Here is a 22,311-nt window from a genome sequence, read left to right as displayed (position 1 = left end):
AAATTTAGTTGTATAACGGAATTACACAAGGGTTTATGCGTTTTTTATATGAAAATGTTGATAAAACAAGGAAATTGTTAATAACATTATTTGTAAAATTCTAATTTCTTCTAATTCCAGTGATAATAAGGCTTAAGAAACGTTAGCTTCATCTGAAAAATGAATGCCGTTTAAAAGTTCCCGGATCTGCATTTTTTTCTTTCCGGGAAACTGCAATGAAAAAATTTCAAGAAAACCATCTTTTACCGCAATTTTCATTTCTTTTTTAGTGGTTAAAATTTTGCCTACTGGGAACGAATGAGATTCTGCAACGAATGTTGTATCGTATAATTTTATGTTCCATTGGTTGTTTTCATCGTTAAAATAAGTCCAAGCTGCCGGATAAGGGCATAAGCCTCTGATCAGATTGTATATTTCCTGTCCGCTTTTACTCCAATCTACCTTACAGTTGTCTTTATTTAGCTTGTAAGCTGTCTTGATCTCTCCGCTTTCTAACTGAACGGTAGTTTGTACCTCACCGTTTTCAATGAGCTTAAGTGTTTCTAAAACAGCTTCACTGCCGAGATCCATTAATCTATCGTGTAATATTCCTGCCGTTTCATCTTTTTCGATAAAGGTTTCTTTATGAAGGATCATGGCGCCGGTATCAATCTTGTCGTCAATAAAGAAAGTTGTTACACCGGTTTTGGTTTCCCCATTTATGATAGCCCAGTTAATAGGGCGGCTCCTCTGTATTGTGGCAATAGCGAAGCATGAAGGTTGAATGTACCCAATTTTGGCATGCGCCAAACAACTTCCGGTAGCATTCTGAACGCTACAACCACTTGTAGATTAGCCTTAAGACTTTTAAGTTCGGCTAAAAAATCCTCAGATTTTAAATTAGTAGGTTGTAACAGACGTAAGCCTTTTTCAACAGCATATTTTTTAACGGCACTTTCGCTTAATTTTTGTCCTCTGCCAGCTGGTTTGTCAGCGGCGGTTATGACTCCGACGATTTCGTAATTGTTATTATAGATAGTGTCAAGGATCCCGACAGCAAAGTCAGGGGTTCCCATAAAGACAATTCTTAATTTTTCCATTTGAAAATTGTATATTGGTTTTGAGAATTTAATGTGATATAATTTTGGTCTAAAAGTAATTGCAAAGCCTGTATTAAGGAAGAACTGTCTATGTTTAGTTGTTGTTCCAATTCTTCTGAAGTAGCCGCTTTCTTTAGTAATGCAGAATGGATTTCTGTAATGAGAACCGGAATGTTAGTTTCAGACTGCTTTTTTTGGAGGCAAACCGAACAGATACCGCAATCGTTTACTTCTTTTTCGTCAAAATAATTTAGCAATTTTTTGCTGTTGCAGATTTTCTGATCTGAAACATAGTATAAAACACTGTCAAATTGCTGTTTTTTAACCTCGTTGTATTGTTCTAAAAATTTTAGAACCGGATTAATGGTCAAATCGTCTTCTCTTGTTTCATTGAAAGTTATTATAGCGTCACTATTATGAACTTGAAGCGAAACACAGCCTGCTTTTTCCAGTTCGTGTATCACCTTTAAAACAATCGTTTCAGAGGTTTTCGCTTTTTTTGCTATCAAAGTAGTGTTGATACCGGTCTCTACTTCAAAGATGCCGCTGTATGTTCTTAAAATAGTGGTGATGATCTCTTCCTGATCGCGATGAAGACTGATATAACGGATGATCTCTTTACTGGGTAATAAAAAAAACATCTTTACTTTTTCACTGCTTTTATTCAAAAAAGTAATGATACCTTGCCGATCTAAAAATTGTAAAGCATTGAATGTTTTCAGAACCGGAAAAGTATAATGAGTACAAAATTGGTTGAGGTTGAAACTGAATTCTTGCCCGAAGCCCTCTCCGTAAGCGATCTGGAAAAAACTGTTCAGTTTTTTGTAAACGTCTTTTAAGAATGATTTGTCTATTTGGGCTGCTTCAAAAAGTTTTTTAGCCGTTTCTGTATCACTACTGCCTACCAGTAAAACGCTGAATGATTTTGAGCCATCCCTTCCGGCTCTTCCGGCTTCCTGATAATAATTTTCTAAATTTTCAGGCAATTGGTAGTGGATCACTGTCTTTACATCGGGTTTGTCTATTCCCATACCGAAAGCATTTGTTGCCACAATGACCTGCGTTTTGTTCTGCATCCACAATTCCATATTCTTTTCTTTTTCTTTAGCGGGTAGGCCGCCGTGAAAAAAAGTAGCGGTAAAACCTAGATATTGGATTTGACGGGCTAATTCATGACAGCTTTTTCGGTTGCGAACGTAAATGATAGAGGACTGAGGATTTTTCGTTAAAATTTGCTTTATTTTACTTAGTTTATCATCTGTTTTGATAGTATGGTATGCTAAATTTTCTCTGTAAAAAGATTTTTTAAAAAATTTAGGATGCTCTAATTCCAGATTTTCCACAATGTCTTGTTGGACTCTTTCTGTGGCTGAAGCCGTTAGTGCTAAAAACGGTACTTTGGGAAAATGTTGTTTTAAATTCTTGATTTTAAGATAAGCCGGCCTGAAGTCATGTCCCCATTGACTTATACAGTGAGCCTCGTCAATAGCGATCAGATTAACGGGGAGCTGTTTTAATCGCTCAACGATCCATTCATGCTGTAAACGTTCAGGTGAAAGGTATAGAAACTTGTAGTTGCCGAATTGGCAGTTGTCAAGTAGTGTAATGATTTCGTCTTGAGAAAGTCCTCCCGAAAGTGCGATAGCTTTTATGTCTTTTTTCTGTAAATTTTCGACCTGATCCTTCATTAAGGCGATCAAAGGTGAAATTACCAGCGTAATTCCGTCAGAAAGTAAGCCCGGAATTTGATAACAAACTGATTTTCCGCCTCCGGTTGGTAAAAGAGCAAACGTATCATTACCGTCAATAACCGATTGTATAATGGCTTCTTGAGGTTCTCTGAAGGAATTGTGTTTCCATACTTTTCGGAGAATTTGTAACGCTTGACTCATTAAAAAATTAAAAATTGTGATTGAGGTGGTCTAATACAAAGTTTACTCGTTTGTCAATGGCACCTTTAGGAATAGTGATTAGTTGGTATCCAAAGTTTTTATACGTTTCTTCTAAGTGTTCGTGTATAAGTACAGCTTGCTCATAGGTCTCGTAACGTTCCGAATCACTTTCGTAAATTTCTTTCCAAGGCGGTAAAATAAATACTTTGGTATATATATGATTTTTACATGCATCAGTAAAAAAACTCGGATAGGAGTCACCGATGTAGTGCATGTAGGCTAAAACATCAGGGATGCCACGATCCAGAAAAACAATATTTTCTTCTTCTTCCTGTGCGTTTCTATGTTGTTTGATACGGCCTTCCAGTAACAGCTCGCTAAAAAGCAAGGGCTTTTCAAGAAAAAGCTGTTCGATACCTTGCTTTTGAGCTTCGCGGATGACTTCACGCGAAACTTCCGGATAACAAATAAATCCTTTTTCGGTTAAGGCGTTAATTAAAGTTGTTTTTCCGGAACTTGGTCCTCCTGCTAAAACAATTATTTCTTTGTTCATGCTTCAATTCTAAAATACAAAAGTAAGTTTTTTTGAAAATCTAATCAACTTTGTTAAATTTATAGTTTTCACGCTATTAATTCTTGTCGGAAAGAAGTATATTTGCTGTAAATTACTAGATAGAATGGATAAGAAAACAGAAGAATTTTACATAAGACTAAAAGATGAATTGACGAATACATCACTTTGGCCTACAGAATATTTATATAAATTTATTGTACCTTCAGAACCTCATAAAATTGCAGAAATAGAAGGCGCTTTCAACGGAATGGGAGCAGTCATTTCAACTACTCAGTCAAAAACAGGGAAATATACGAGTGTTTCGGTAAGTGTTCATATGAAAAACCCTGATGCAGTTATTGAAAAATACAAAGAGGTTTCAAATATTGAAGGTATTATCTCTCTTTAAAATATGGAACAAAAAGCAGAATCTTCTTATTTAGAATACAATTCGCAGCGCTCTCCGTTGATTATACCGGAGTATGGCAGACATTTGCAAAAATTAATTGACCAACTTACGCAAATTAAAGACAGGGACGAGCGAAATAAGGCGGCCAAGTATGTGATCTCGGTAATGGGGACATTGAATCCGCATTTGCGTGACGTGCCGGATTTTCAGCATAAGTTATGGGATCAGTTGTTTATTATGTCTGATTTTAAATTAGATGTAGACTCGCCTTATCCTATACCGTCTCCGGAAGCACTGAACTTAAGACCGGACCGTTTAAAATATCCGCAAAACTTCCCGAAATATCGTTTTTACGGAAACAATATCAAATATATGATCGACGTAGCTACGAAATGGGAAGAAGGCGAAATGAAAAGCGCTCTGATCTTGGTTATCGCTAATCACATGAAAAAGTCGTATTTGAGTTGGAATAAAGAAACTGTTGAAGACGAAGTGATCTTCCAGCATTTATATGAATTGTCAGATGGAAAAATTAATCTGATGACTTCAAATGAAGAATTGTCAAATTCTCAAAGTTTGATCAAAGTCAATAAAAAAGTCTCAAATAAGGCACAATTCAACAACCAGAATAAAAATTCCAACCAAAAGAATCAGTTTAAGAAAAAGATCAATCAAAAGAATAAAAGAAACTAAAAGCACTCTATGGGTACATTTAAAATAGAAGGAGGAAAACCTCTAAAAGGTGAAATTATCCCACAAGGAGCTAAAAACGAAGCATTACAGATTTTAAGTGCTGTATTGCTGACTCCTGAAAAAGTAAAGATATCTAACATCCCTGATATCATCGATGTCAATAAGTTGATAACCTTGCTAGGAAATCTGGGGGTAAAAATCCAAAAGATCGGACACGGAAGTTATACTTTTCAGGCTGATGAAGTAAATGTAAATTATCTGGAGACAGAGGCTTTTAAGAAGGAAGGAGGAGCACTTAGAGGTTCCATTATGATTGTAGGACCGTTGTTAGCTCGTTTCGGTAAAGGATATATTCCGAAACCTGGTGGGGACAAGATCGGAAGAAGACGTTTGGATACTCATTTTGAAGGGTTTATTAATCTGGGAGCTAAGTTTCGTTATAACAGAGAAGATCATTTTTACGGAGTTGAATCAGAGGGGCGTTTGAAAGGAACATATATGTTACTGGATGAGGCTTCAGTTACCGGAACGGCTAATGTTGTTATGGCAGCCGTTTTGGCAGAAGGTATAACTACTATTTATAATGCAGCTTGTGAGCCTTATTTACAGCAATTGTGTAAAATGCTGGTTTGCATGGGCGCTAAAATATCCGGAATAGGCTCTAATTTGTTAGTGATAGAAGGTGTAGAGCAGCTTTCGGGTTGTGAACACCGTATTTTACCGGATATGATAGAGATCGGATCATGGATCGGACTGGCAGCAATGACCAGAAGTGAGATCACGATAAAAAATGTTAGTTGGGAAAATTTAGGTCAGATTCCTAATGTATTCGGGAAACTCGGAATTACAATTGAACAAAAAGGGGATGATATTTACATTCCGGCACATAAAGACGGTTACCGAATTAAAACGGATATCGACGGATCTATTCTGACTATTGCAGATGCTCCATGGCCAGGATTTACTCCGGACTTGTTAAGTATTGTTCTGGTGGTTGCTACTCAGGCAAAAGGAGAAGTTTTAATCCATCAAAAAATGTTTGAAAGCCGTTTGTTCTTTGTGGACAAATTGATCGATATGGGAGCCAAAATTATTCTTTGCGATCCGCATCGTGCTGTAGTTATCGGACATAATTTCCAATCCCAATTAAAAGCAACGACTATGACCTCACCGGATATCCGGGCAGGGATTTCATTATTGATAGCGGCTCTATCGGCTAAAGGATTCAGTACGATTCAAAATATTGAACAGATCGATAGGGGTTATGAACGAATCGATGAACGTTTGAGGCTATAGGTGCTAATATCGTGAGGGTTTAAAATATCTATCTTTCCATGAATAATAAAAAAGGCTGTTTTTTAAACAGCCTTTTTTATTTGTCTTCTAAGATAACCACTTTTTCTTTTCTGCATATTTAGCATAGCCAATAGAAAAAAGAGCCAGTATAACGATCATTACAGGCATTGCCATTGCTCCCGGACCATAAACAGCAATAGAATCAATGATAACAAAGTTGTAATACATTTGAATGATTATGGCGATGAATGAGATTGTAAATAATGTTTTAGCCCATTTTTTACGCAATAGCATAGCAATACTACCTAGTGTAGCACCAAAAACAGCAAGAGCAAAAGCTCCTGTTGACCAAGCCGGAGCATGGCAGATCATATTAAATTGTTCTTCAGTATACATGGCTTTAAAAGCTTCTGTTCTAAAAGCCTGTTGGAAATATTGGTTTACTCCCATGAGATTCCATAGTAGTAAAATACCATTGATAATCCAAAAAGATGCTGGTGGTTTTTTCATTTTGTTTTCAGTTTGGTTTACTTAAAAGTAATAAAATTAGAACTGTAAACCAAACATTACACCATCACCCATAAAACCTCCCTGATACGTTCTGACATAATCTACTCTTAAAAAACGGAATTTTCCGAAACCGATATTTCCGAAACCGATACCGAATTCCTGATAAGGTTTTCTATCGGGAACGTTGATTTGATGAAAGGTTCCGATCAGGTTCCATTGCAATTTATTCAGTAATGGTATTTTGTTCATGAGAAAACCTTTAAAATCATGTTGAAGATGTGTTTCTACATATGAATCGTTTGTGGATTGTGTATAATAAGGTAATAGATTAAAACTATTCAGATAATCCCCGTTTAGGTTAACATGCGTTTGATTACCGTTAAAATGTTTGTAATCAAGGAATGAGATATCATTGGCATTAAAAAACTTACCGGCTTTAATTCTCAACCCGAAATCTCCTTTATTTCCGAATGTTTGATTGTAATCCATTCGAGCAGCAAGAAAGTCGTATTTGTATTGCTCTTTACTGGCAGAAAATGCTTTACTGTAGTAGAATTGCAAAACAGGAAAATCATCATTTTGAACATTAAGTTTCGCATTCGGTCTGCTAATGTATTTTTGTCCGAATCGGATTCGGGTACTGATACTTGCTTTTAGGATTTCATGTTGTTCAAAAGGAACAGAGTAATTGTTGTATGGCTGTAGAGGATCATTAGAAAAGTAAAGATCACTGTTTTTAAATAGCGTATAATCTGTATTGTTAAACAACGGTCGTCGATTCTCATATTCCAATCCGGCGGTTACAAAAATTCCATTGGTCACTTCTTCACCAGCATGAATTGTAGCAAATTCCTTATTGTACAATTTCATATAATTATCCTTAAAAAATAAGGAACTGACTGAATTGACGATGTTGCTGATGGGATTAGCTTTGTTGATCTGACTGATGGCGCTTCCTCCGGAAATACTTATGTAAGCATCATTGATATTGTTAAAACGATGGTAAATGTATCCGTTTACACGTAAGCGGTCTTCGGCAAATCCATAATTAAATGTAGAGCTTATTGTGGTATATTTTCCGGTTTCTTCGTTCCATTTTCTGAATGAGAAGCCACTGTCTAAATTCCAGCCCTGAACCGTATTAAAACTCAGAGAAGTAATATCGGCCAGTCCTTTATAATTGAAATTCCATTTTTTAAATGAGTTTTTATAGGTATAGCCGGTAAAAATGTCAAAAACTTTAAAACGGTTTCCTTTAGCATCGATAGAGTCTAAGTATTCTTTAGATTTTCTGACCGTTTGAATACTGTCCTTTTTTATATAATTAGAAACCTCTTCCTCAGTCAATGGAACCTGACGGCTGGAGTTCCAATAAGCATCATCTTTTTTATTTGCGTTTTCGGCAAATGAGACAATTTCTTTCCCGAATGTTTTTTTGTCAAAACTATCTTTAAAAGTATAATTGGTAAATACATGTGTAAACTTACCGTTAAAATTCATACCGAAAATTCCGGCTTCAAAACTAATAGTCTGTATGTTTTTAACCCAAAGGCTATTATCCGTATTAAAACTGAAATTTTGTTTAAGATTTAGTGTCTCTAGAATGGGTTCCTGCATGCGGTATCCTTTAACGTCAACATCCACACCATATATTGCCCAGGAATCTTCTACAATGTAAATGTAACCTTCAAAGACAGGTTCTTTGTCTCGTTTTGGGTAAGCTTTATTTTGTTGATCAAATGCTTGTTGTTGTCGTAAAAAGTACCTTCTAAATGATATTTATAGTAATTAAAAGCATTGTTTGCGATAGGAGAGACCATTTTGATGGAAAGATCAACATAATTTTCGTAAAAATCATAGTCAGTACTCATTGCTGTATTGTAGCTGAAACCATTATCGTTTCCGGCTACTTTTGAAGCAATTATCTCTTCTTTGAGATGATCTGGCTTCTCAAATTTGATCTTAGAAACGGTTTCAGATAAATAAATTACACCGCTTCGGGTAGAATCTAAGCTACCGTTGAGATCGCCTATTTCCACTCCCATAAATTTTTCAGGAATGTCTTTGGCTCTGAAAATTCCTCTTGAATAAAAATCGGCTTCAAATTTATCAGTTTTAAAGGTATTTTTTTCTTTATTAGCTATAGCTTTTCGAATGATGTCGTTAGCCGGATTTTCTCCGTTTTGCACAACCACTTCGTTGAGCATCATGTCTTCTTCTTCTAAAGTGACATCTAAAGTGTAAGGGAAGTTAATGTTTTGTAGTATTTCTTTACGGGTTTTGAAACCTAAATATTGATATAAGACTACATAGGTTGAAGCATTTGAATTGACATATAGTTCGTATTTTCCTTGTTCGTTTGTCGTGGTACCGTTGTAAGTGTTCTCTAAATAGATACTGACATAGGGGATCGGGTTTCCGTTTTTGTCAACAACAGTACCTTTTATTTGAGAAAAAGTAAAAACAGATATCAGAAGAGAAAAGAATAGTAGTGTTTGCTTCATAATGATTAGGTGTTTCGTGATTAATAGTTATAGAAACGACTGAATAGCCAGATCGTAACTTTGTAGGCCAAAACCTATTATAACTCCTTTAGCATTAGGAGAAATATAAGATTGGTGTCGGAACGATTCTCTGGAGAAAGTATTTGAAATGTGAACTTCAATAACCGGAGTGGTAATTCCTTTAATGGCATCTCCGATTCCGATAGAAGTATGCGTGTAAGCTCCTGCATTTAAAATAATACCATCAAAAGTAAACCCCTTTTCGTGCAGTTTATTAATAATTTCACCTTCTATATTACTTTGGTAATATTCTAAAACGATGTTCGGAAATTTTTCTTGCAGTTTTTTATAATAGTCTTCAAAAGTAGCGTTTCCGTAAATTTCAGGTTCTCTTTTTCCTAACAGGTTAAGGTTCGGTCCGTTTATAATGATAAGTTTCATACAAATCTCTTTTAGGTAAAAATAAAAAAACCATTCTGAAACAGAATGGTTTTTGCATATCTTTAAGATTTTATTTTAAAACATTATTCCTACAGAGAGCTGAATAACCGAATTTTTAACATTCGCATCTTTTTTAACATCCGTTAAACCGGCAACATAACGTCCCGAAACAAAGAGACGTTTGGTTAATTTGTAGCTTAAGCCTCCGGCTATTCCGAAATCAAAAGTATTGGTGTTACTTGTGTCTATTTCATTTCGTTCACTGACCAGTACAGAGAATTGAGGACCGGCTTCTAAGCTAAGTCCGTTATCGGTCAAATAAAACTTAGCCAAAACCGGAAGAGATAAATAACCCAACTCGTTTTTTATCTGTTCGCCTAATCCTTTCAATTCTGATCCCTGAGTTGAATATAATAATTCGGGCTGTACTGCAAAATTGTCAAATATATTTAGTTCCGCTACAACTCCTGCATGGTAGCTGGCAATGTTATTAAAATCAATTCCTTCTACCGATCCTCCGGTGTAGTTTGCAAAATTGGCGCCGCCTTTGATTCCGAATTGCAGAAGCTGAGCATTTGAGCTAAGTGAAAAGATTGAAGAAATGACTGTAAAGATGATAACTGCTTTTTTCATAGCATTTTCTTTTTAAGGTTAAAGAATACTCAAAACACACTATAAATTTGAGGTTAAAATTTGATATTTTCTAACCTTAAAACGCAATATATGCGTTTTTATGACGTTTTTTCGATAAAATGCAAAAAAATACGATTAAAGGAAATTACTGATAATCAGTTGTTTGTTTTGTTTTTTGGTTTTCAAGAATGTGAAAGAATTATTAAATTTTTTAAAATTCAAACAATTGTTTAAAGTGTAAAATATTGTTAATCAATATTTAAGTTGGAATGTGTTACAAAAGTTACAATTTAGTGCGTGAATAGGTGTTTTTCATGTGAAAAAAACTTATAACTTTGCCCCGTTAACTTTAAAATTTAAACTAAACATGAAAAAAGTTTTATTATCTGTAGTAGCTTTATTCGCTTTCGGATTTGCTAATGCTCAGGAAGCAGAGACAACAGAAAACGCTGGTTTTGCACAAGGAGACGTATTTATTTCTGGTGCTTTAACTTTCAATAGTTCAAAAACAGGAGATTTCAAAGAAAATGCTTTCCAAATTGCTCCTAAAGCTGGTTATTTTGTAACTGATAACATCGCTGTTGGATTAATGGTAGCTTACCAATCTAATAAAGTTGATTTCGGTTCTGCTGATGCAACAAATGATGGTTTCGGTGTTGGTGCTTTCGGTAGATATTATTTTACACCTGCTAGCAAATTCTCTTTATTCGGAGAACTAGGTGTTAACTACATGGGGTATAACAACGAGTATGTAGAAACTACAAGTGGTTATTCTGCAGTTGATTACAAATCAAAAGTTTTCGGAGCTCAATTAGGTGCTGGTATGAACTATTTCGTATCATCTAACTTCTCTATTGAAGCTGGTGTAGGAGTTTTAGGATTCTCTACTGATGATAACGGTGGTAATGGTGCTGACAAAACTAATAGTTTTTCTTTCGGTGGAAACTGGACAGCTGTTACTTTTGGTGTTAACTACAAATTCTAATTTGTACAATAATATCCTGAAAAGGCCCGGGCATCGCCCGGGCCTTTTTGTTTGTGGTAAGCAGATGTTTTGAAAAGGTTAATTTAAAATAGCTTTTTATTGTTTATAGTATTAATAGCGGAAAAAATTTGTTAATTTAAATTTGTTAGTTATATTAGCGCAACTTTAATTCAAAATTAATTAACAAAATGAAAAAAATTTTACTTACAGTTGCGGCTATAGCAACTTTTGGATTTGCTCAAGCCCAAGATATTAAGTTTGGAGTAAAAGGTGGTTTAAACTTTACTAATTTTACAGGTGATTTCAACACGGACTCAAAAGTAGGTTTCTACGTAGGTGGGTTAGCAGATTTCACTGTGACAGAAAAGTTTCACGTACAACCAGAATTGTTGTATTCTGCTGAAGGTGCTGATAATGATGCGGCTATTTCTTATTTAAGAATACCGGTAATGGCAAAATATTATGTAGCTGATGGTTTTAACATTCAGGCTGGTCCGGAAGTGGCATTTAAAGTTGCTGCTGATGACGGAGTAGATAATGCTACAAAATCACTTGATTTCGGTTTAGGTTTAGGAGCAGGGTATGAAATGGAGAGTGGTTTAATGTTTGATGCTCGTTATAATTTCGGATTGGCTAATATTTATGATGGTGATAATTATGACCTGAAAAATGTTGGTTTCCAAATTGGTGTAGGATATAGATTTTAATACATATCATGTTTAGTTAACGAAATCCCGCCATAGGCGGGATTTTTTATGTTTAAAAATTGCTATTTTTGAAGTATGGCAAATTGGCAATCGTATTTAAAAGAATATCAGAATTATTTGCGTTTAGAAAGAGGACTTTCTGAAAATACGATCGTGAACTATAGTTTTGATATAGAGAAATTAATATTATTTTTAGATCAGCATCAAATAGAGGAGTCACCGCTAAAAATCGGCGAGGAAACAATCCAGCAGTTTATCTATGAGCTATCTGGTCAGGTCAATGCAACTAGTCAGGCTCGTGTTATTTCGGGCTTAAAAAGCTTTTTTTCTTATTTAGTATTTGAGGACTATCGGGAAGATTCTCCAATGGAGCTGATAGAAGTACCTAAAGTGGGCAGGAAGTTACCGGATACGCTTTCTACGGTTGAAATTGATCAATTAATCGGAGCGATTGATCTGTCAAAGGAGCAGGGGGAACGAAACAGAGCTATGCTTGAAACATTATACAGTTGTGGTTTGCGTGTTTCGGAATTAGTAAGTTTGAAACTTTCAGATCTTTTTTTTGAAGAAGGTTTTGTTAAGATCACCGGTAAAGGAAATAAACAACGCTTTGTTCCGGTTGGAAAATCGACTCAAAAGTATATAAATCTGTATATAAATGAGGTTAGAGTACATCAGGAAATCCAAAAAGGTTTTGAGGATATGCTTTTTTTAAACAGGAGGGGAAAGCAATTAACCCGTGCGATGGTTTTTACCGTAATTAAAGATCTGGCTAAAAAAATAAACCTGAATAAGGTAATTTCACCACATACTTTCAGGCATTCTTTTGCGACACACTTGTTGGAAAACGGGGCAGACTTACGTTCCATTCAATTGATGTTAGGACATGAGTCTATCACAACAACAGAAGTATATATGCATCTGGATCGAAAATTCTTGTCGGAAGTGTTGAATAACTACCATCCTAGAAAGTAGATTTCTATTAATTTTAAAAATAATAAAAAAGGGTTTATCAAACGATAAACCCTTTTTTAAATATAGGAATAATTATTTTGCAATATTAACAGATCTGGTTTCGCGGATCACGGTAATTTTTACCTGTCCCGGATAGGTCATTTCAGTCTGGATTTTTTGAGAAATCTCAAAAGAAAGTGTTGCAGCCATTTCGTCTGAAACTTTTTCACTTTCAACGATTACACGTAGTTCCCTACCGGCTTGGATTGCATAGGCGTTTTTAACACCGTTGAATCCGAAAGCAATGTCTTCCAAGTCTTTCAAACGTTGAATGTAAGAGTCTAATACCTGACGTCTTGCTCCCGGTCGAGCTCCTGAAATAGCATCACACACCTGAATGATAGGTGAGATCAGGTATTTCATTTCAATTTCATCGTGGTGCGCTCCAATAGCATTACATACTTCGTCTTTCTCACCATATTTTTCAGCCCATTGCATACCTAAGATTGCGTGTGGCATTTCGCTTTCTGTTTCCGGCACTTTACCGATATCGTGTAAAAGTCCGGCACGTTTAGCTAATTTTACATTTAAGCCTAACTCGGCAGCCATGATACCACAAAGGTTAGCTACTTCACGGGAGTGTTGTAATAAGTTTTGTCCGTAAGATGAACGGTATTTCATTCTACCTACGATTTTAATCAATTCAGGATGTAATCCGTGAATACCTAAATCAATAACTGTACGTTTACCTACTTCAATGATTTCCTCTTCAATTTGTTTCTGAGTCTTAGCAACTACTTCTTCGATACGAGCCGGGTGGATACGTCCGTCAGTAACTAATTTGTGAAGAGCTAAGCGTGCGATCTCTCTTCTTACCGGATCAAAGCAAGATAAGATAATAGCTTCAGGTGTATCGTCGACAATGATCTCAACACCGGTAGCAGCTTCTAAGGCTCTGATGTTACGTCCTTCACGTCCGATGATTCTACCTTTAACGTCGTCAGATTCGATGTTGAATACAGAAACACAGTTTTCTACAGCTTCTTCTGTACCGACTCTTTGAATAGTGTTGATAATGATTTTCTTTGCTTCTTGTTGCGCTGTCATTTTTGCTTCTTCCATCGTATCCTGGATGAATGACATAGCATTAGTTTTAGCTTCAGCTTTTAAGCTTTCTACCAATTGGTTTTTAGCTTCTTCAGCAGAAAGTCCGGAAATCACTTCTAATTGTTCTACCTGACTGCGGTGAACTTTTTCTATCTCTTGTTGTTTTTTCTCTAAAAACTCAACGCGATTGTTGTAGTCAGATACTTTGTGTTCTAACTCTTCGTTCAGTTTTTTGTTTTTAGCTAACTCATTAGATACTTGCGATTCTTTATCGCGTGTTCTTTTTTCTGCATCCGTGATCTTTTTGTCTCTTGACAAGATTACTTGTTCGTGCTCAGCTTTTAATTCTAAAAACTTTTCTTTAGCCTGTAAGATTTTATCTTTTTTGATTGATTCAGCTTCTGCCTTGGCATCTTTCAAAATAGAGGCAGCTTCTTTTTTTGCATTTTTGATCAGGTTTGATACGTTGCTTTTTTCCAGAAACTTAGCAATACCGAAACCTAATGCAATTCCTAAAACAATTCCTATTATACTTATTATATCCATAGTTAATTAAAAAAATTATATATAAAAAAAGCCTACATTAGGTGTTTGTATAAACTCGTAAAGACAAGTTTTGAGCTAACTCGCAGTTCATGTTTCCCACTTAAGGGCTTACAATAGATGCGACGATTCACTCGTTTAATTTGTTAGTGTTGAGTTTATCAAAATGTGAACTAATGTAGGCAGTACCTTTATTGTTACTGTAAGAACGTATTTTTTATTTTGAGAGTAACTCACTCAATTTCTTATCCAAGTTTTGCAGGCGCCTGATCCCGTTTTCATAATCTTCAGATGAATCAATCTGTTTTTGTTCTAATTGGGCGGCAAACTGTAAGGCACACATGGCCAATACATCCTGCTTGTCTCTAACAGCATAGCTTTGTTCAAACTGTTGAATCATCTCGTCTATCTTTTTTGAAGCGCTGCGCAAAGCTTGTTCTTGCTGCTCTTCAATAGTAAGCGGATAAACACGATCGGCAATTGATAACTTAATTTTTAATTTTTCATTCATCTTTTAGTCCGATAGCTGTGCTATGCAATTGTCAATTTCTCGAATAAGAGAATTTATTTTGAGTTTCGTTTCTCGTTTGTTTTCGTCACTGCCTAATAAAGAATTGACCATCTTTAAATTTTCCAATTGTTTCTTTAGTTCAGCAATTTCACTTTGTTTTACATTGTTTTCCTGTGTCGTTTTCAGTAACAAAGCTTCTAATTCTGAATTTTTTTTCTCTAATTGAATCAGTTTTTGGTTCAATTTAAAGAATTTAACTTCTAGAGAATCAATTAATTCAGTTAATTTATTCATCAATGGTACAATTCATTTCCCTTCCTACAAAATTAGTATTAGAATTTAATAATTACAATATTTTTTCTCTTTTTTTATGAAATAAGGTTTAGGGTTTATAATATTTTGGCTGTTAAGGAGTTGTAACAGAGGTTTTAATTCCTCTTTTTATTTTATTACTTTAGCTGAAAAATCTTAAAATATGCTACGTTATATTTTTCTTTTAATTGGTTTATGCGCTTATTCACAGAGTGAATACCCAAGTGGATTTATATCACCGTTAGACATTCCTTTAGATTTTTCGGGCTCATTCGGAGAATTGAGAAGTAATCATTTTCATTCAGGATTGGATATGAAAACGAATGCAGTAGAAGGATTGAAAGTGTTTGCAGTAGCCGACGGGTATATCTCCAGAATTAAAATTTCACCTTTTGGCTATGGTAAAGCTATTTATATAACGCATCCGAACGGATATACTACTGTATACGGACATTTACAAAAAGCTAACGGAGCGATTGAAGAATATATTAAAAAGGAACAATATCGTCAAAAATCGTTCGGAGTTGAAATGTTTCCCGGTCCGGCGGAATTACCGGTTAAACAGGGAGATGTTATTGCTTTTTCGGGAAATACTGGAGGAAGTGGTGGTCCGCATTTGCATTTTGAATTTCGTGAAACCAAGAGCGAGAAAGCGGTAAACCCTCTTTATTTTGGTTTTAATAAATTAGCTCCGGATAAATACAAACCGGATTTACAGGGAATAATGGTATATCCGATGGGAGATAGCGTAATCGCAAATTCTTCTCAAAAGCCATCCCGGATTTCTTTTTTGAAGCAAGTTGACGGGAATTATAAAGCAGAAAAAGTAGTAGCTAACGGAAAAATAGCATTTGCGATTAATGCGTATGACCATTGTACTAATCCGTATAATAAAAACGGACTTTTTAAAGTAAATGCATATTTGAACGGAGTACTGTATTATAGTTTTGAGCTCGATAAATTTGCTTTCAATGAAACACGGTATCTGAATAATTTTATCGATTACGGGATTTATAAGGACAAGAAGCAACGTTTTCAAAAGTTATTTTATGAGACCCCTTATCCGCTTTCTATTTTGAAACAAAATAAAAATAACGGAGTAATCAATACACAACCTAATTCGACATATACTTTCAGAATTGAAATGTTTGACTTTCATGGTAACCAAACGAATATTTTTATTCCGATTGAATATGGAGTTGAAGATGCTAAAATCACTAAAGAGGAATCTTCTGCACCTTACGTCTTGAAATCTAAGATTGAAAATAATTATGAAAAGGACAATATATCGGTTTACGTTCCGGAGAATGCGTTCTATGATGACTTTAATTTGGATTTTGAAGTAAAAGAAGGTGTTTTGACTTTTGGAAAACCTGAAATTCCGGTGCATAAAAACATTACAATTACTTTTTCAAACGTAGAAGGATTGTCTGAAGAAGAGTTGTCTAAAACTTTTATTGCTACTTTAGACGGGCATCAATTAGAATATAACGGAACACTTAGAAAAGGGAATGTTTTTTCGGCAAAAGTAAGAGAGTTAGGTATGTTTAAACTCGCACAGGATTCTGTTCCGCCAAGGATTTATAATGTTAATTTTGTGGAAGGGCGCAATTTGAACAAACAAAACACATTAAGTGTTTCAATTTCTGATAAACTTTCAGGAATTGATACGTATAACGCCTATTTGAACGGGGAATGGATTTTAATGGAATATGACTATAAAACTAAAAAGCTGATCCATCAGCTATCAGATGGTAAATTTGTTTCCGGTAGGAATGATTTGAAAATTATTGTTACAGATAATATGCAAAATTCAACTACCTTTGAGAGCTATTTTTTTATGAATTAAAAATTTAAACTACTTGAATAAATATCTTTTTCTTTTCGTTTTCGGCTTATTCACAACTTTTGCGTTTGCACAAACAGCACGTATAAAAGGAGTTATTTTGGATGAATTCAATCAGCCGGTTGAAAATGTTACAGTGAGTGTTGGTAATAAAGGAACAGTTACGAATAAGAACGGTTTTTACAGTTTGGATGTTCCTGCTAATCAAAAAGTAACGGTTACGTTTTCCCACGTTACCTATAAACGAGTAACTGTAAATGTTGAGTTAAGACCTAATGAAGATTATGAGTTTAATCCGGTATTAAATACCAATGTAGAGCAAATAGGTGCTGTGGTCGTTATGGGAAGCAGTAAAAAAAGAGTAGAAGGAATCACCACAATTGATCCCGTAGTAATCCGGAAAATTCCGGGAGCTAATCCGGGTATTGAAAACATCATTAAGACGTTGCCGGGAGTATATTCAAATAATGAATTGAGTACATCGTATGCCGTAAGAGGAGGGAATTATGATGAAAATCTGGTTTATGTTAATGAGATCGAAGTGTACCGTCCTTTTTTAATTCGCTCAGGACAACAGGAAGGTTTGAGCTTTACAAATACGGAAATGGTTGAGAGTGTAGATTTTTCAGCCGGAGGCTTTCAGGCTAAGTATGGAGATAAAATGTCTTCTGTTTTAGATATCACCTATAGAAATCCGACGCGTTTTAAGGCTTCTTTGGATGCCAGTTTATTGGGGGGAGCTTGACGGTCGAAGGAGTGTCAAAAAATCAGAAATGGAGTAATATTACCGGTGTTCGTTACCGCGATAATAGCCTTTTAGTAAATAGTAAAGAAACGGAAACCAATTACAGACCTTCATTTGCAGATATTCAAACTTTATTTACGTATAATGCCTCTTCAAAATGGCAATGGAGTTTTTTAGGAAATGTATCCCAGAATAAATACCATTACCAACCTTTAAGCCGTCAAACAAATTTCGGTACGGTTAGTGACCCGATTGCTTTGTTAGTGGTATATGACGGACAGGAAAAGGATGAGTATACTACTGCATTCGGAGCTATAAAATCAGTATATCAGTATAACGAGAAAAATAAACTGAAGTTTATAGCCTCGACCTATCATACTCAGGAACAGGAATATTATGATATTCTGGCTCAATATCGTCTGGGAGAAGTAGATTCAAATATTGGTTCGGATACTTTCGGAGATGTGGTATATTCTCGTGGAGTAGGAGGCCAATTAACTCATGCCCGTAATGATTTAGATGCTTTGATCTTTAACGGAGAAGTTAAAGGTTTTCATCAGTTAAATGAAAGATCGGAAGTAGAATGGGGGATAAAATATACTTATGAGGATATCCGCGACCGATTGGTAGAGTGGGAAGTGATCGATTCCGCCGGATTTTCATTACCAAGACCGGATCTTGAGTATCAGAATGATCAGCCGTATAATCCTTACACAGGACCATTAGCACCTTATTTTAGCTCAAGAGCAACAAATTATACTACTATCAATCGTTTTTCGGGGTACTCTCAATGGAATTACAGAGGGAAAATAGGAGAGCATCAATATTGGTTAAATGCGGGTGTAAGAGGACATTTTTGGCAAGTAGAAACTCAGGATGAAAAAGGAAATGCTCAATTTGTATTCTCGCCGAGAGCTCAGTTTGCTATAAAACCGAATTGGGATAAAGATATGCTGTTCCGTTTATCAGGAGGATTGTATTACCAGCCGCCTTTTTATCGTGAGTTAAGAGACTCGTCCGGAGTGGTAAATCCTAATGTAAAAGCGCAGCGATCATTTCATGTAGTGGTGAGCAATGATTATAGCTTTAAAATATGGAATCGCCCGTTTAAATTGGTTAGTGAGGCGTATTACAAAAAAATGACGGATGTAAATGTTTATACCATCAATAATGTCAGGATTCGCTATAAAGCGGATAATAATGCAGAAGCGTATGCTTATGGATTTGATGCAAGACTTAATGGGGAATTCGTTCCCGGAACCGAATCTTGGTTCAGTTTCGGCTTTTTAAAAACCGAAGAGAATTATAATGACAGAGGTTATATTGCCCGACCGACCGACCAAAGGCTGAAGTTCGGACTTCTATTCCAGGATTACATGCCGAATATACCTAATGTGAAGTTATATCTGAATTTAGTCTACAATACGGGATTGCCGGGAGGTTCGCCTTCTTATGCTGATCCGTATGATTATCAGTTGCGTTTAAAAGATTACCGCAGAGCTGACGCCGGATTCTCTTATGTGTTTAAAGATCAGACCCTGAAATCAGAACACAGATGGTTAAAGCCATTCAGTGAATTTGCATTAGGGGTGGAAATATATAATCTGTTCAACAATCAAAATGCGATTACGAATACTTGGGTTCGCGATGTATATACCAAATCACAGTACGGTATACCGAACTATATGACAACGCGAGTGTTTAATATTAAGTTAATTGCACGTTTGTAAAGTTGGAGATGCTTAAAAATTAGTATATTTGATAAAGAAATTTTTAACTTATGCGAGTACTTATTGCTTATATATCGGTTGTTTCGGTAATGTTTTTGGCAAGCTGTAAAAGAGAAGAGAAAGAAACACCTAAAAAAGTGATTTACGAAGAAGTGAAATCAACAGCGGTTAAAGAAGAGAAAAAAGTAGACACATCTTCTATAAAAATTGCAGATTTACCGATTCTTATGGACGGAACGAAATACTTGATCCATCCGGTTGGAGATGTACGCGTATACGATGATTACAGCAGAGTTTACGGTTCCAGTAAAACCAATCAGGTAAGTTATGCTATCTCTAATTACAATCGTTTTGAATTAACCGGATATTTTGAGAACCTGAAGTTTCAACATATTGATTCCACAGCTATTCATTCGTTGACGGATACTAAAATGCAAATTCAGACAGTTACTTATCTGAATACTATTGCAGAAAAATTTAAGAAGCACGTTTTGGTGTACACTTTAGTGGATCATGATACCAATAAGGATGGAAAAATTGATCAGAACGATATTAAATCTTTGTATTTGAGTAATATTGACGGAACTCAATTCACTAAGGTTTCAGAAGATTATAATGAATTGATCGACTGGAATATCATTGAGCCTCAAAAGAGACTTTATTTGCGCAGTATTGAAGATATCAATAAGAACGGAGCTTTTGATAAGAAAGATAAAGTACATTACCATTTTGTAGATCTTTTAGCGGACGAATGGAAAGCAGAAGAATACATGCCGATATAAAAGACTGAAAGTTACTTTTCTATGAAAGATTCTCTTTCATTTAAGAATATAAACAAACTTGCAATTCCTGCCTTGATATCCGGAGTATCAGAACCTTTACTATCTCTGACGGATGTTGCTATTGTCGGAAATATTAAAGAGCATGCAACTGAGTCTTTGGCAGCGGTGGGTATTGTAACCACTTTTTTGTCCATGCTTATCTGGGTTTTAAGACAAACGAGAAGCGCACTATCAGCTATAGTTTCACAATATTTAGGAGCGGAAAAATTAGATGAGATTGAAAATTTGCCGGCACAAACGGCTTATTTGATTACCTCATTAGGAATATTTATCATTTTTCTGACCTTACCTTTTACAGAAGAAATCTTTAAGTTATATAATGCTTCAGACACAATCTTAGCGTATTGCGTGGAGTATTATAAGATCAGGATATTCGGTTTTCCGTTTACACTGTTTACTATTTCGGTTTTCGGAACTTTCAGAGGGCTTCAGAATACTTTTTATCCGATGTTGATAGCCATTACAGGAATGGTTGTCAATATTATTTTTGATTTCCTTTTTGTTTTTGGTTTAGAACCTTTGATGCCGGCAATGGGAGTTAAAGGAGCAGCATTAGCAAGTGTTCTGGCTCAAATGATAATGGCGGTTATGTCGGTTGTTTTATTGTTACAAAAGACAAGGATCTCCATGCGGTTACGATTGCCTGTAAATAAAGAACTGAAAAGGTTCATGCAAATGGTGCTCAATCTTTTTATCCGTACATTAGCCTTAAATGTAACTTTATATTTAGGAACCAGTTTTGCTACAGCTTACGGAGAATCTTTTATTGCAGCTTATACAATAGCAATCAATATCTGGTTTTTGGGAGCTTTTTTAATAGATGGTTATGCAAGTGCCGGAAATATACTGTCCGGCAGGTTATACGGTGCTAAAGATTATAAATTATTATTGAAGTTAGGCAATACTTTAATGAAGTATGGTTTTGTTTTCGGGATAATAATGGCTATTATAGGTTTTACCTTTTATAAACCGATAGGTACTATTTTTACAAGTGATAAGGAAGTGTTGGAAAAGTTTTATTCGGTTTTTTGGATTGTTTTACTAATGCAACCGTTTTGCGGACTGGCCTTTATTTTTGATGGTATTTTTAAAGGATTAGGAAAAATGAAACAGCTTAGAAACTTATTATTAGTCGCTACTTTTACCGTTTATGTACCTGCTTTATGGATGTTAAACCAATTCGATTACAAACTAAAAGCAATCTTTATAGCAATGACATTCTGGATCGTAGCCAGAAGTTTTCCATTGATCTACCAGTTCAGAAAGATATTTCTTCCTTTAGTTGATGAAAGAAAAAATTAAATAAGGATTTCACTTTCCAGATCCGATTTTTCAATAGTAAAATCGAATCCTAGTTTCTCAACCAGTTCTATAACCAGTTTTTTGTACCAGTTTTCACTTTTAGGATGAATGTAAATTTTTTCAATAAGCGAATTAATATCCACATTGATCTTTAATCCGTTATCTATAATGACATTATTTTGACTAACGTCGGAAATAATTCGGATTTCTTTTTCGTACTGAAAGCTTTTTCGCTTGAATAAAAACGGGAAAAACGTATCGTCAAACGGAATAAAATCTTTTTTATAATCGATATAGTTTACTTCACCTATGAATTGTTCAAAATGATTTTCGGGTTGTAAAGCTTCTTTTACCCGTCCTATTGTCGATTGAATAGCTAAACCTTCATTGTTTTTGGTAAATATCTGCCACATGGCAAAAGATTCATATTCATTGGCGTGCCAACTGCTGATGACTACTTTTTCACGATGGGATTTATAGTAATCTAAAAACTTCGGATTGTTCTCAGCTATTTTTTTGATCTCTTCAAAGGTAGGTTCAGAAAAAGTTCCTTCATATTGATCTTCAAATTTATCGGAACGAGACATGAAGAGCTTTTCTGAAAGCAACATGTCTAAGAATTTTGACAGATCCAGATATTTCCAAACAATAGTGGAATCAGTATCACTTAATTTTATATTAGGATTTTCAATATACATACATAAAAAAATCTCCATA

At 35.2% G+C, this 22,311-nt stretch carries 17 protein-coding genes and 4 pseudogenes; 10 read left to right on the top strand and 11 right to left on the bottom strand.

Annotation, left to right across the window (positions count from 1 at the left end):
* Positions 1-132: 132 nt before the first annotated feature.
* The 3 genes and pseudogenes from fmt to DI487_RS02655 all read right to left on the bottom strand — a co-directional run bounded on the left by fmt (position 133) and on the right by DI487_RS02655 (position 3,524).
* Positions 133-1,079 (bottom strand): annotated as a pseudogene (gene fmt / locus DI487_RS02665) (methionyl-tRNA formyltransferase).
* Positions 1,067-2,971, bottom strand: a complete 1,905-nt coding sequence (locus tag DI487_RS02660; RefSeq protein ID WP_109568284.1) for a RecQ family ATP-dependent DNA helicase — start codon at positions 2,969-2,971, stop codon at positions 1,067-1,069. The pseudogene fmt and the gene DI487_RS02660 overlap by 13 nt, the downstream one beginning before the upstream one ends.
* Positions 2,972-2,978: 7 nt before the next feature.
* Positions 2,979-3,524, bottom strand: a complete 546-nt coding sequence (locus DI487_RS02655) for an AAA family ATPase (protein ID WP_109568283.1) — start codon at positions 3,522-3,524, stop codon at positions 2,979-2,981.
* Between the two features lie 124 nt (positions 3,525-3,648).
* On the opposite strand from DI487_RS02655, the gene DI487_RS02650 reads away from it, so the two are divergent.
* From DI487_RS02650 to murA, 3 genes and pseudogenes are all read left to right on the top strand, one after another.
* Entirely contained in the window at positions 3,649-3,933 is a 285-nt protein-coding gene (locus DI487_RS02650) for a DUF493 family protein (protein WP_109568282.1), read from the top strand.
* Between the two features lie 3 nt (positions 3,934-3,936).
* Entirely contained in the window at positions 3,937-4,626 is a 690-nt protein-coding gene (locus tag DI487_RS02645; RefSeq protein WP_109568281.1) for a DUF4290 domain-containing protein, read from the top strand.
* A 9-nt stretch (positions 4,627-4,635) separates the two neighbouring features.
* Positions 4,636-5,945, top strand: a pseudogene (gene murA / locus DI487_RS02640) (UDP-N-acetylglucosamine 1-carboxyvinyltransferase).
* Positions 5,946-6,009: 64 nt separating this feature from the next.
* On the opposite strand, the gene DI487_RS02635 reads toward murA, so the two are convergent.
* The 4 genes and pseudogenes from DI487_RS02635 to DI487_RS02620 all read right to left on the bottom strand — a co-directional run bounded on the left by DI487_RS02635 (position 6,010) and on the right by DI487_RS02620 (position 10,010).
* Positions 6,010-6,432 (bottom strand): hypothetical protein, encoded by a 423-nt coding sequence (locus DI487_RS02635; RefSeq protein ID WP_109568279.1) that lies wholly within the window; start codon positions 6,430-6,432, stop codon positions 6,010-6,012.
* Between the two features lie 36 nt (positions 6,433-6,468).
* Positions 6,469-8,936 (bottom strand): annotated as a pseudogene (locus DI487_RS02630) (DUF5686 and carboxypeptidase regulatory-like domain-containing protein).
* 27 nt (positions 8,937-8,963) lie between these two features.
* On the bottom strand, positions 8,964-9,377 hold the full coding sequence (aroQ, locus tag DI487_RS02625; protein ID WP_109568278.1) for a type II 3-dehydroquinate dehydratase: 414 nt from the start codon (positions 9,375-9,377) through the stop codon (positions 8,964-8,966).
* A gap of 75 nt (positions 9,378-9,452) precedes the next feature.
* Positions 9,453-10,010, bottom strand: a complete 558-nt coding sequence (locus DI487_RS02620) for a porin family protein (protein WP_109568277.1) — start codon at positions 10,008-10,010, stop codon at positions 9,453-9,455.
* A gap of 367 nt (positions 10,011-10,377) precedes the next feature.
* On the opposite strand from DI487_RS02620, the gene DI487_RS02615 reads away from it, so the two are divergent.
* From DI487_RS02615 to xerD, 3 genes are all read left to right on the top strand, one after another.
* Positions 10,378-10,995: an OmpW family outer membrane protein gene (locus tag DI487_RS02615; RefSeq protein WP_109568276.1), complete on the top strand. Its 618-nt coding sequence runs from the start codon at positions 10,378-10,380 to the stop codon at positions 10,993-10,995.
* A 188-nt stretch (positions 10,996-11,183) separates the two neighbouring features.
* Positions 11,184-11,702: a porin family protein gene (locus tag DI487_RS02610; RefSeq protein ID WP_109568275.1), complete on the top strand. Its 519-nt coding sequence runs from the start codon at positions 11,184-11,186 to the stop codon at positions 11,700-11,702.
* Positions 11,703-11,777: 75 nt separating this feature from the next.
* Positions 11,778-12,677 (top strand): site-specific tyrosine recombinase XerD, encoded by a 900-nt coding sequence (gene xerD / locus DI487_RS02605; protein WP_109568274.1) that lies wholly within the window; start codon positions 11,778-11,780, stop codon positions 12,675-12,677.
* 72 nt (positions 12,678-12,749) lie between these two features.
* On the opposite strand, the gene rny is transcribed toward xerD, so the two are convergent.
* The 3 genes from rny to DI487_RS02590 all read right to left on the bottom strand — a co-directional run bounded on the left by rny (position 12,750) and on the right by DI487_RS02590 (position 15,111).
* Positions 12,750-14,309 carry a ribonuclease Y gene (rny, locus tag DI487_RS02600; protein ID WP_109568273.1) on the bottom strand — a complete coding sequence of 520 codons (1,560 nt, stop codon included), beginning with the start codon at positions 14,307-14,309 and terminating at the stop codon, positions 12,750-12,752.
* A gap of 214 nt (positions 14,310-14,523) precedes the next feature.
* Positions 14,524-14,817, bottom strand: a complete 294-nt coding sequence (locus tag DI487_RS02595; RefSeq protein ID WP_109568272.1) for a cell division protein ZapA — start codon at positions 14,815-14,817, stop codon at positions 14,524-14,526.
* Between the two features lie 3 nt (positions 14,818-14,820).
* Positions 14,821-15,111 (bottom strand): hypothetical protein, encoded by a 291-nt coding sequence (locus tag DI487_RS02590; RefSeq protein ID WP_109568271.1) that lies wholly within the window; start codon positions 15,109-15,111, stop codon positions 14,821-14,823.
* 181 nt (positions 15,112-15,292) lie between these two features.
* Between DI487_RS02590 and DI487_RS02585 the strand changes: the two genes are divergently transcribed.
* The 4 genes and pseudogenes from DI487_RS02585 (at position 15,293) to DI487_RS02570 (ending at position 21,594) form a co-directional block, all read left to right on the top strand.
* Entirely contained in the window at positions 15,293-16,978 is a 1,686-nt protein-coding gene (locus tag DI487_RS02585; RefSeq protein ID WP_109568270.1) for a peptidoglycan DD-metalloendopeptidase family protein, read from the top strand.
* Positions 16,979-16,991: 13 nt separating this feature from the next.
* Positions 16,992-19,450: pseudogene (locus DI487_RS02580) on the top strand (TonB-dependent receptor).
* 50 nt (positions 19,451-19,500) lie between these two features.
* Entirely contained in the window at positions 19,501-20,232 is a 732-nt protein-coding gene (locus DI487_RS02575; RefSeq protein WP_109568269.1) for a hypothetical protein, read from the top strand.
* Between the two features lie 21 nt (positions 20,233-20,253).
* Positions 20,254-21,594 carry an MATE family efflux transporter gene (locus DI487_RS02570; protein ID WP_109568268.1) on the top strand — a complete coding sequence of 447 codons (1,341 nt, stop codon included), beginning with the start codon at positions 20,254-20,256 and terminating at the stop codon, positions 21,592-21,594.
* Here DI487_RS02570 and DI487_RS02565 read toward each other — a convergent pair.
* Positions 21,591-22,292 (bottom strand): hypothetical protein, encoded by a 702-nt coding sequence (locus DI487_RS02565; protein WP_109568267.1) that lies wholly within the window; start codon positions 22,290-22,292, stop codon positions 21,591-21,593. The two genes, DI487_RS02570 and DI487_RS02565, sit on opposite strands and share 4 nt — an antisense overlap.
* Positions 22,293-22,311 lie beyond the last annotated feature (19 nt).

The organism is Flavobacterium sediminis, assembly GCF_003148385.1.
Classification (GTDB): domain Bacteria; phylum Bacteroidota; class Bacteroidia; order Flavobacteriales; family Flavobacteriaceae; genus Flavobacterium; species Flavobacterium sediminis.
This window is presented reverse-complemented; position numbering and strand designations above follow the sequence as displayed.

What these genes read in the sequence shown, in the direction of transcription:
- DI487_RS02660 (WP_109568284.1), bottom strand. Translation starts at nt 2,971, where the DNA reads ATGAGTCAAGCGTTACAAATTCTCCGAAAAGTATGGAAACACAATTCC.
- DI487_RS02655 (WP_109568283.1), bottom strand. Translation starts at nt 3,524, where the DNA reads ATGAACAAAGAAATAATTGTTTTAGCAGGAGGACCAAGTTCCGGAAAA.
- DI487_RS02650 (WP_109568282.1), top strand. Translation starts at nt 3,649, where the DNA reads ATGGATAAGAAAACAGAAGAATTTTACATAAGACTAAAAGATGAATTG.
- DI487_RS02645 (WP_109568281.1), top strand. Translation starts at nt 3,937, where the DNA reads ATGGAACAAAAAGCAGAATCTTCTTATTTAGAATACAATTCGCAGCGC.
- DI487_RS02635 (WP_109568279.1), bottom strand. Translation starts at nt 6,432, where the DNA reads ATGAAAAAACCACCAGCATCTTTTTGGATTATCAATGGTATTTTACTA.
- aroQ (WP_109568278.1), bottom strand. Translation starts at nt 9,377, where the DNA reads ATGAAACTTATCATTATAAACGGACCGAACCTTAACCTGTTAGGAAAA.
- DI487_RS02620 (WP_109568277.1), bottom strand. Translation starts at nt 10,010, where the DNA reads ATGAAAAAAGCAGTTATCATCTTTACAGTCATTTCTTCAATCTTTTCA.
- DI487_RS02615 (WP_109568276.1), top strand. Translation starts at nt 10,378, where the DNA reads ATGAAAAAAGTTTTATTATCTGTAGTAGCTTTATTCGCTTTCGGATTT.
- DI487_RS02610 (WP_109568275.1), top strand. Translation starts at nt 11,184, where the DNA reads ATGAAAAAAATTTTACTTACAGTTGCGGCTATAGCAACTTTTGGATTT.
- xerD (WP_109568274.1), top strand. Translation starts at nt 11,778, where the DNA reads ATGGCAAATTGGCAATCGTATTTAAAAGAATATCAGAATTATTTGCGT.
- rny (WP_109568273.1), bottom strand. Translation starts at nt 14,309, where the DNA reads ATGGATATAATAAGTATAATAGGAATTGTTTTAGGAATTGCATTAGGT.
- DI487_RS02595 (WP_109568272.1), bottom strand. Translation starts at nt 14,817, where the DNA reads ATGAATGAAAAATTAAAAATTAAGTTATCAATTGCCGATCGTGTTTAT.
- DI487_RS02590 (WP_109568271.1), bottom strand. Translation starts at nt 15,111, where the DNA reads ATGAATAAATTAACTGAATTAATTGATTCTCTAGAAGTTAAATTCTTT.
- DI487_RS02585 (WP_109568270.1), top strand. Translation starts at nt 15,293, where the DNA reads ATGCTACGTTATATTTTTCTTTTAATTGGTTTATGCGCTTATTCACAG.
- DI487_RS02575 (WP_109568269.1), top strand. Translation starts at nt 19,501, where the DNA reads ATGCGAGTACTTATTGCTTATATATCGGTTGTTTCGGTAATGTTTTTG.
- DI487_RS02570 (WP_109568268.1), top strand. Translation starts at nt 20,254, where the DNA reads ATGAAAGATTCTCTTTCATTTAAGAATATAAACAAACTTGCAATTCCT.
- DI487_RS02565 (WP_109568267.1), bottom strand. Translation starts at nt 22,292, where the DNA reads ATGTATATTGAAAATCCTAATATAAAATTAAGTGATACTGATTCCACT.